The organism is Eubacterium sp. AF16-48 (assembly GCF_003479405.1).
GTDB lineage: Bacteria > Bacillota > Clostridia > Lachnospirales > Lachnospiraceae > Eubacterium_G > Eubacterium_G segne.
On sequence record NZ_QUHB01000017.1, the window covers coordinates 1 to 8,824 of the forward strand.

At 42.9% G+C, this 8,824-nt stretch carries 11 protein-coding genes; all 11 read right to left on the reverse strand.

Going from position 1 to position 8,824, the window contains the following annotated elements:
* A partial coding sequence (locus DWW68_RS12630) for a lysozyme family protein (RefSeq protein WP_199669486.1) occupies positions 1–359 on the reverse strand: 359 nt, incomplete at its 3' end.
* Entirely contained in the window at positions 356–2,566 is a 2,211-nt protein-coding gene (locus DWW68_RS12635; RefSeq protein WP_003060083.1) for an MFS transporter, read from the reverse strand. The genes DWW68_RS12630 and DWW68_RS12635, both read right to left, overlap by 4 nt.
* Positions 2,566–5,016 carry an ATP-binding protein gene (locus tag DWW68_RS12640; RefSeq protein WP_003060327.1) on the reverse strand — a complete coding sequence of 817 codons (2,451 nt, stop codon included), beginning with the start codon at positions 5,014–5,016 and terminating at the stop codon, positions 2,566–2,568. Before DWW68_RS12640 ends, DWW68_RS12635 begins: the two co-directional genes overlap by 1 nt.
* Positions 4,994–5,392 (reverse strand): conjugal transfer protein, encoded by a 399-nt coding sequence (locus DWW68_RS12645; protein WP_003061368.1) that lies wholly within the window; start codon positions 5,390–5,392, stop codon positions 4,994–4,996. The genes DWW68_RS12640 and DWW68_RS12645 overlap by 23 nt, the downstream gene beginning before the upstream one ends.
* A 107-nt stretch (positions 5,393–5,499) precedes the next feature.
* Positions 5,500–6,003, reverse strand: a complete 504-nt coding sequence (locus DWW68_RS12650; RefSeq protein WP_002323345.1) for an antirestriction protein ArdA — start codon at positions 6,001–6,003, stop codon at positions 5,500–5,502.
* Between the two features lie 17 nt (positions 6,004–6,020).
* On the reverse strand, positions 6,021–6,524 hold the full coding sequence (locus DWW68_RS12655; RefSeq protein WP_003062492.1) for an antirestriction protein ArdA: 504 nt from the start codon (positions 6,522–6,524) through the stop codon (positions 6,021–6,023).
* Positions 6,443–6,739: a hypothetical protein gene (locus DWW68_RS12660; RefSeq protein WP_008687105.1), complete on the reverse strand. Its 297-nt coding sequence runs from the start codon at positions 6,737–6,739 to the stop codon at positions 6,443–6,445. Before DWW68_RS12660 ends, DWW68_RS12655 begins: the two co-directional genes overlap by 82 nt.
* A 90-nt stretch (positions 6,740–6,829) precedes the next feature.
* The gene (locus tag DWW68_RS12665) at positions 6,830–7,249 is read right to left on the reverse strand and encodes a nuclear transport factor 2 family protein (RefSeq protein WP_003060053.1); all 420 of its coding nucleotides are present in this window, start codon (positions 7,247–7,249) and stop codon (positions 6,830–6,832) included.
* Positions 7,250–7,316: 67 nt separating this feature from the next.
* Positions 7,317–7,538: a hypothetical protein gene (locus DWW68_RS12670; RefSeq protein ID WP_003060793.1), complete on the reverse strand. Its 222-nt coding sequence runs from the start codon at positions 7,536–7,538 to the stop codon at positions 7,317–7,319.
* A gap of 1 nt (position 7,539) precedes the next feature.
* Complete coding sequence (locus tag DWW68_RS12675; protein ID WP_003061156.1) at positions 7,540–7,674, reverse strand: DUF3789 domain-containing protein; 135 nt, start codon at positions 7,672–7,674, stop codon at positions 7,540–7,542.
* Positions 7,675–7,687: 13 nt separating this feature from the next.
* The coding region (gene mobT, locus DWW68_RS12680) for a MobT family relaxase (protein WP_243053203.1) at positions 7,688–8,824 on the reverse strand (1,137 nt) is incomplete at its 5' end.

Here is an 8,824-nt window from a genome sequence, read left to right on the forward strand (position 1 = left end):
AGCAGGGACGCAAAATACTTACACCCCTGCTTGATTGAGCTTTCCGTATCTAAGGAATTAGGCGGTAAACCAAGACTTTCCGAACTCTGCATAACATCTTCTGCCGTACCGCCACTTTCTACTTGAATGATAGCAAGTAACACATTGACATACTCGGAGATACCGTTTTCTCTGGCGTATTTTTCTACCATAGGCTGATGTTTCAAGACTTCTGCGGATAGGTTCATACCCGTAATGCCAGAAGAAAAATTGCTGTTCTCGTCGTCGCTGTCCGCACTAATGAGGACGCCAAAGAAAAGCACCAGAGAAAAGAGGATAGGAAACAGACTGCCAATGATAGCGATATGTTTCAGTTTCATTTTTTCTTCTGTCCTTTCTTCGTTACAAGGTTACGGGTTTTCTCTATGGTCTGCTGGTTCTTCTGGACGCTCTGGGTCTGCTGAACCTTTATCCTGCGGTCTTTGGTGTCATTCTGGCGTGTTTCCTGCGATACCACTTTTTCTACATTCTGCCTATGTACTGTCTGTGTAGGCTGGGGTGCTTTCTTATCAGAAGCACCAGAAGATAACGGACGCTCTTTGATAACATTTGTCTTGACTGGCTCACTTGCTTTCGGAGTTGGAGCTGTGGCTGGGCGTTTGACTTCCTGCATTTTTTCAACACTCGGCTTTGGAATGGTTGAAGCTGTGACTGGTCGCTCATGGGGACGGGTAGCTCCCGTTGTCGCTGATCCGTCAGCCTTTCGCTGTACCTGCCTTGCTTCTTGTGCCTTTTGAAGCTCCATACGTTTGTCAGCGATATTTTTCTTACGCTGTTCCTGCTTTTCCAAGCGTCCCGTCTGTCTGGACTGCTGTTCCTGCACCATGCCACGCTTGAAGTCGGACACGCTGGACTTTGCCTTTTCCTTTGCGGAATACACCGCATAAGCGGTCTGTGTCGGCATATCCTTGATATTCTCTTTGACAGCGTTTGCCTTGTCTTTCACTTTATTTTTCGTATCTAAAACAGCACCGACTTTTGAACCTGCACGCTGTCCCATGCTGGAAGTGGTATTGCCCCGATTTTCTTTAGAAGCCGTATTTTTTCTTTCGGCTCTCTTGCCAGCAACGGCACTTCCAGCCACCGCACCAGCTACACCGCCCGAAATACCGCCAGCACTTACCGCCCTTGCAATACGGTGTTCCATACGCCTAGCCCGATGTCGCATAAACAGATACGGTCTGCGGAATATGCGTCGTCCCATGCTTTGACTGTCGCCAGCATTAAGTGAGAACATACTCATTAAGTCGCCCAGCTTCATGTAGATACCAGCGAAACATACTATCTGCAAGAACGCCACCATAAAGAATGGGTAGTCTGTGGAAATGTTGTAAAACATACTGGAAATACTAAATGCCACCGTTACAATGAGCGTTATTCCTGCCCGTGTCATTATGGTATTAAATACTCTCACGATTGCCTGCTTTGCCATGCTTTCATAGCTCGGTATCATGGAAAGTAAAAAACTGATAGGTAAAAACATTGCAAAGATAATAAAAAGTATCTGGCTGAACAACATCATGCCCGTAAGCAAGAATACAAATATCGTGATACCCAAGTTAAAGAACAAGAGGAAGAACACCATACCCAAACGGTTCACGACCTGCGGTATTGTCAGATTGTTATTGTCGTTGTCCTCGATTTCTGTTTTCACGACTTCCTCTCTGGTTTTCCCGTCCTCGTCCTCTGGACTTGCCGATACGAGAGCTTCTACACGGTCTGTCCCGATTTCTTCTGCGTTGCTGTTCCCGAATTGAAGCAAGAGCCACGGCTGTTCCACTTGAATAGAAAATAGGCTGTCCCGTATCAAGTCCACGCTGTCCTTACCCTCGCTGTCGGAGTTAGGGAGCATGATTTTTGTTCCCAAATCCAAAGAAGCGGTACTGATGTCTGATGAAAATTCATTTATCTTCTTGATATAGTCGGGAGCATAAGCAATAAATGAAGCGGACAGCACGAACACCACCACAAAGTTGATAACAGCGTGAAGTGCTTTGCTGGTTTCCCGTTTTATCAGTCCCGTATAAGCAACGTACATTCCCACCACTAAGATAATGAGAAGCAGGAAACCAACATAGAAGCCCGTAGAAGAAAAGCCGTTCTCGGTAACGCCTGCAAGGGTCTGTATGCTCTTTCCGATACTGTCTGCCATATCATTGATGAAGTCCAGCTTATAGGCTTCCTGCACCACATAGCCCGTTGCATTACTCAAATACAAACTGATAGTCCAGACAAAGTTGGTAATGCAGTACAGCCCGTATTGTACCGATTTTCCGATACCGTCGAGCCAGTTCCACGGAAGCCACGACCAGCTATTATCGACGAAAAAATCAAGCTGGTAGTTGGAAAGGGGATATTTTGAATAAAGATTTTCTGCGTTTATGGTATCGTCTACAAGCCCCGTCGCATGAGCCACCGTCCCCAAAAGTGAAAGCAGGATAAGGGAGAGTGCCACCACGAACAGAGCCATTTTGAGAAAGTGGAAAATCTTCTTTTTTGTGAACACACCTTTTATCCTTTCTTTCATCACTCCACCTCATTTCTCTGTACGGGCGGTCTGGTATCAAAGGCGTGTAGCAGTTCTTCAAAGACTGGGTGTATCTGCACCACACCGACACGCCCGTATAAGTCCTGCAATAAGCATTGTCCGTTCTCCAAATCACGCAAGCGTTTCTGGTTGTTCTCATCGTCCTTGTCGATACCGAAAAACTCTAAGGTCTGCTTTATCTCGTTTATATCCGTGCTTCTAAATGCAAACTTTAAGCCGATATTGTTTTTCAGACTTTCCTTTGACACGTCATAGGCAGACTGGGTAACGAAATAAACGCCTGCCTGCATAGCTCGCCCAGCACGAACCAGCTTATTTGATAAGGTTTCTCCTTGTGCCACATTTAAGAACGCCCACGCTTCGTCTAAATCGACAATCTTAAAAATGCTTCTGTCCGAATGGATAAAATCAAGGGCAAAGGTACTAATCACAATCAGCATAGACACAGACAACAATTCAATGGTCGTGTATTCTTCAAAAGTGGTATCTTTATCTGGCAGTACAAGGTCGGCTACTTGAATGATATTGAGCTGATTATCCAGACTGATAGCATTTTCTACCGTACCGTCTGAAAACAGCAGGTGTGCAAAGTCGTAGTCCGTGAAGCTGTCGATATGGTCTGCGATATTTCTTGATATGGGCGTATCTTCACGGCGTAGCTCGTCTATCACATGGAGCAAGCCCCGACTGTCGCTCTGGGTAACGGAGCGTACTGCCTTACGAAGTACGGGGAATTTTTCGCCGTCCCTTGAAGAAATACCCGTAAGGAATGTTAAGATGTCGATTGCCAGACTTTCAGCGTCTTTTACATTCTTCATAATCACAAACGGGTCAAGAAGCCCTGCATTGTCCTTATCGCTGGTAAGATTTACGATATTGATTTCATGTGCAATCTCTGGGAGCGTTTCTTTCCAGTTACCACGCTCACTTTTAGGGTCTAACAGAAGTGCTTGACCGCCAAACAGCACCGCATAATATACCAGAAGATTGTTACAGAACGATTTCCCACCGCCAAGCGAACCGACAAAAGCAGACGCTAAAGCGTTGGTAACTGTACCTTTTACACCTTGACTGGCAAGGGACGGTTGCAGGTACACATTTCTTCCCGTATCAACAGAATAGCCCATATAGATACCCGTAGTTTCTCCTAACTGCTGTGTCGCACCAAAGCCAAGCCCAGCTAAAAAATCTGATTTTACATACTGCACATAGTCATTGATATATCGCTTGCTGGCAGGAAGAAATTCAGAATGAAGCCCCAGCATATCCCCAGCAGGACGCACCAGCTTTACATTGAGGTCGTCGTAAAAGTCCTTGACTTCATCACAACGGCGTTTCAGCTCGTCAAGATCGGGTGCAGACACCCGTATGACGTAGCTTAACTTATACATACTTTCTTTTGTCTGGTCTAAATCAGTTTCCAGCTCGTCCACGCTGTCTAAAGCGTCCACCACATTTGAGCTGGTTTCACTTCCTGCTTGATAGGCGTGATTATCAAGGTCTTTCAGTTCCTTTTTCTTGTTGCGGACGGTCGTTAATGCTTTCCGATTTTCCACGATTTCTACATTCATGCTCGTATCAACGGGGAATGTGAATTGCTGTTGCTGGAAATAGAAGATTTCAGACGACGGAAAATCAAGCTCTCCTACAATCGCATTGACGGTAAAATAGGACACATAGCTTTCCTTGTCCTCATGTTCCAATCGTAAATACCGCTGGCTTTCCTCAATCACACACCTTGTCGGACGGATAAGGTCGTAGTATTTTATCAGCGTCTCTTTGTTCAATTTTTTCTTTGGTAGCTGGTACTCATAATCTTCATAAGCGATACCGTCCCTGCCGTAAAGATGTTCCATGAGATACCCAAAATCATGGATTTCCAAGCGACGCACCTTAAAGCGACGGGAGATTTTATTTTCCAGTAACTTTTCCATTTTTATGTAACGGTTGATTTCATCATTCGGCATGGAAACAAAATCATTCATCAGCGTGTGGTTCACTTCATGGAGAAATTCTGTGAACGTCAGCCACACCGATTTTTTGATGTTCTTCAGATTGAGCTGTTCTTCCGTAACCATGAGCTTAAAGCCAAGAAAAAAGCGGTAGTCCACTTGATTGTCCCCAATCATAGATACTAACGCTTCGGTCTGTTCGTCTATCTTCTGGCAGGCAACTTCCTTTAATTTTCCAGTTACCAGCTTCTTTGACTGTTCCTGCATACTGCGGATTGAGCTTTCTGTGGCAATCTGCAACGCATGAATTTTACCCTCACGGGACTGTGCGATAAGCTGTCGGAAACTGTCATGCACGATAAATTTCTGCTCTGCGGATAGAAAAGAATAGTTGTATGGTATCAGCTCATAGTAGGCGAACACCTCATTGTCCTTGTTCCAGACAAGGTTATTGTCAATATATTTTATCGGGAACATAGTTCACACTCCTTACTGCCGTGATTGTTTCATTCAATATCTGCTTATGCAGTTTTACGGCTTTTCCTGCATAAGTGATTTTTGGTCGCAGGGCATAGGTTATCTGTGATTTCAAAAAGCTGTACGGCTTCTTTCCGTCAAAGGTTTTCTGCGACATGAACCAAGTGAGAGCAACGGGAATACCAAAGTATTTGAGAAATGCTCCCTCAATCATGGAAAGTGGGGGAATATCCCCAAACAGAATGATGATAAATTCCGTAATCACAAACCATGTAATCTGTGTAAAAGTAACGGGAAAGGGTAAGTTAAAGTCATTGATTGCATACAAGACTTTTTCCACGTTCCAGATACCCGTGTAGCTTTTAATCTTTTTCAAGTTCTTTCAGCTCCTTTCAAAATAGAAAAGGACAGCCATTTTCAGACTGTCCCTTAAAGAGAAATACGCTGTCAGTAGCAACAATGCTTGTCGCTGATCTTCCAGCGTTAATATGGTATCTCGCACATACCTCGGCTTGTTTCAATAAAGCAACCGCCCATATCCAAATCTCGCCCGTAGGCTTCATAGTCAATGTAATTCTGTAAGCTGGGTGGAATGTCCCCAAGTGCCTGCAATTCGTCTATGTAGTAGTAGGCAACATCTGTCATGGTTTCACAGTCGGGATAATAGTAAATATCGTCCTTATGTTCCACGACTTCTTCCAGCGTCCCATAGTGGCTGATAAATTCGTCCAGACACTCTACAATATAGTCGGGAAGTTCCTCTATCATTTCATACATCTCATTGAGTTCTTCAATGGAAACATACTCGCCAATCGCAATGGGAAAGTTGTCGGTATCATGGATAGCGTATTCCTCATACTGTTCATTCAAGCCGATTTTTTCTTTCACATCTTCCTCGTCAATGGGGAACGTGAACCAAGCACCGACTAAATAGCCCTCATTGTATTTGCCAAGATTAGCAATATAAACCGCCATATCATCAATCATAAGCACCACCTCATTTCCTACTCTGGCAGTTCAAAGATACCGTGTTCCGTTACTAAAAATTTCCCGTGTTCCTGCAAGTGAGAAGCGTAGGCTTCAAAGTCAAAGTAGTATTCTTGACAGTCCTCGGATAAATGCTTGAACATCGGGTCGTTCATCAGCTTTTGCCTTGCAACATCTATCATGCTTTTACAGTCGGGATAAACAATAATCACGTTCCTGCAAATATAAAGTGCTTCTAAATTTTCAAACACCGTAAGTAGTGATACATATTCTTCCTGCATATCACTTGAAAGCTGGCGGTACATAAAATCTAATTCGTTGAGCTGGTACACGCTGGTGTGTTCGTGGACTTCATCAGCATAAGGCAACACCTTTTCGATAATACGATAATCCCCACTTTCTGCACCGATACCTAACTTTTCTTCAAACTCGGCAACATCTATCGGCAGGTCGAACCAGTATGATATTGTTTCTTCGCCAGTTGTTCCTCTCGTTTCCACCAGCACCCTTGTTTCCTGCATTGTTCCTCACGTCCTTTCTGTTGCTTCATCACATCTTTTAAGCTCTGGTACGACATACCAAACACATACTTTGAAAAATCTTCTAACTGTTTTATATCATAATTCGTAAGCGGTAATCGCTTCATTTCATGCCACACTTTACGCTTGTAAGAGGGCAGGTTAGAAATATAATCACAGCCGACGTTTGCCTGCATATCCTTAAAAATATCGCTCATTTCATCACTCCAATCTGATTTTAGGTAAGAAAAAAGCAGTCAATCCTAAGACTAACTGCTTTATGTATATGGATATAATTTGATTAAGTTTTAAAACCAGTTTGTTTTTTCATCTCTAAATTGAGGGTTATCGCTGTGTTGATATGGATTATAGTTATTCAGATTGCAACCATATTCTTTTAATGATTTGATTTTGTTATCTTCTGTCCATTCAATTAAGGAAATACCGTCAAATTCTTCAACGCTTCCCGTATTCATTTCATTTTTAAAATACCATTCTACGACAGTTTGATTTTCTTTATGAAAGAACTGTTTAATATCCCAAATAATGACTTTACCACGAGTATTCCATTCATTAAACCAATGTTTTACTGTTTTAAGATTTTCATATTTAGGACACCAGCTTTCCGTATAAACAACATCTTCTGTAAAAATTTTATCTATTCCTAAGTCTTGCTGTTTCAACCACATATCAAACCATAAACGAATAATTTTTTCTCTCTCATTCAAAATAGAACACCTCGATTACTTCTTTTTTCACATTATAGCACCCATACATCAGCCCCACAATAAAATTTTATGCACCGATAATCTTATTGAACAGCTCTAACAGTACATCTTTCACACCGCCAGCATTGAATACCAAGCCGACAGCAATCAAGGCAACTACCAAGAAACCGATAAGTTTTGAAAACTCACGCTTGAACCCTAAGTAGATACCGATAACCACAATCGACATAAGCACTAAGCTCTGTGCGTTGCTTAAAAACCATTGATACAAATTTTGCCCGAAATTCATGTTATTTGTCCTCGCTTTCTTTTAATTTCTTCATTTCATAGTCAGCTCCTTTGCCAACACTTAAAATACACATCAAGGCTACGCCGATACCCGTTCCAACAGATACCAGCAGGAAGTCTTTCAATAATTCCCACATTTTTTCATCACTCCTAACTTTCTACTAAATCTTTTGCAGGGGTCGTCTGCTGTTTGATTATCATTTCATGCTTTTCTGTGAGCTTTGCCTGCTGTTCGATAGTTTTCATGTAGTCTGTTCCGTTTCCCTTATCAATCCTTTTCAGCATTTTCAAGGTCGGTGCTACCTGCCGTTGTACCCACCGCAATGTACGGTCTAAGGTGTAAGGCTCTGGCTTTGTCGTCAGCTTCAAGCTCTGTCTGTTATCGCCGATAAACCACGCCCAGCGGTCATTGAGTTTCCAGTCATTTTTTCGCTTGTCTGCTTCTTCATCAACAAACCGCACATACTGGTTGATGATAGAAAAGGCAGTCTGCTCTGCGTCATAATAGGTCAGCAAATCTCGTACTGCATAATAGGCACGTTCATTTCTAAGCCGTATCTCAAAACGGTTGATAATGTCGGCTTCTTCCAGCGGTGTCCCTAACTTGACGTACTGCTCATAGTCCTTTTCATAGATACAGAAATACACATCTGATTTTAGCGAACCAAGATAAAGGGTGCGTCCCATATATTCTCTGTCGTCCTCTCTATGCTTGATAAGCTCGCCCGACTGATAAAACTTATAACTTCTGGACTTTCCGATATATTCCCGTTTCCTGCATTTTTCCGCAAGCTCTGGAATATCCAAAATACCCGTATGGTCGTTGATAGCAAGGTCGATACGCTTCATCACGCCACCGTCTATGAGTGCGTCCATGAGAAAGTCATACCAACTTCTTTGTTGTGCCAGCAGGTAACTTTCAAACTGTCGGCAACCACGCCCCTTTAACTCTAAAAGGACACCTTTTTCTTCGTCAGCCGACGTATAGATAAAGATGTCCCCTAAAGAATAATGCTCCGTATAACTGTAATGTCCGTAATCTTCATGGAGCATATAATTGATATTCAGTTTTAATATATCTTTGATGATGTGCTGTATATCCAGCGTGGGAAAACGAATTTTCACATAATCAAACAGCATGGTAAGCGGTACTTCTGGATTGAACCTTGCCAGTTCCTTATGCAGAGTTTCCAGAAGTTCCTTTGACGGCTTCATTTTTCCACTTTCTATCTTGTTGAAATATTCCCTTGTGATACCAGAAGCCACCGCCAGCCTGCCTTGTGAGAT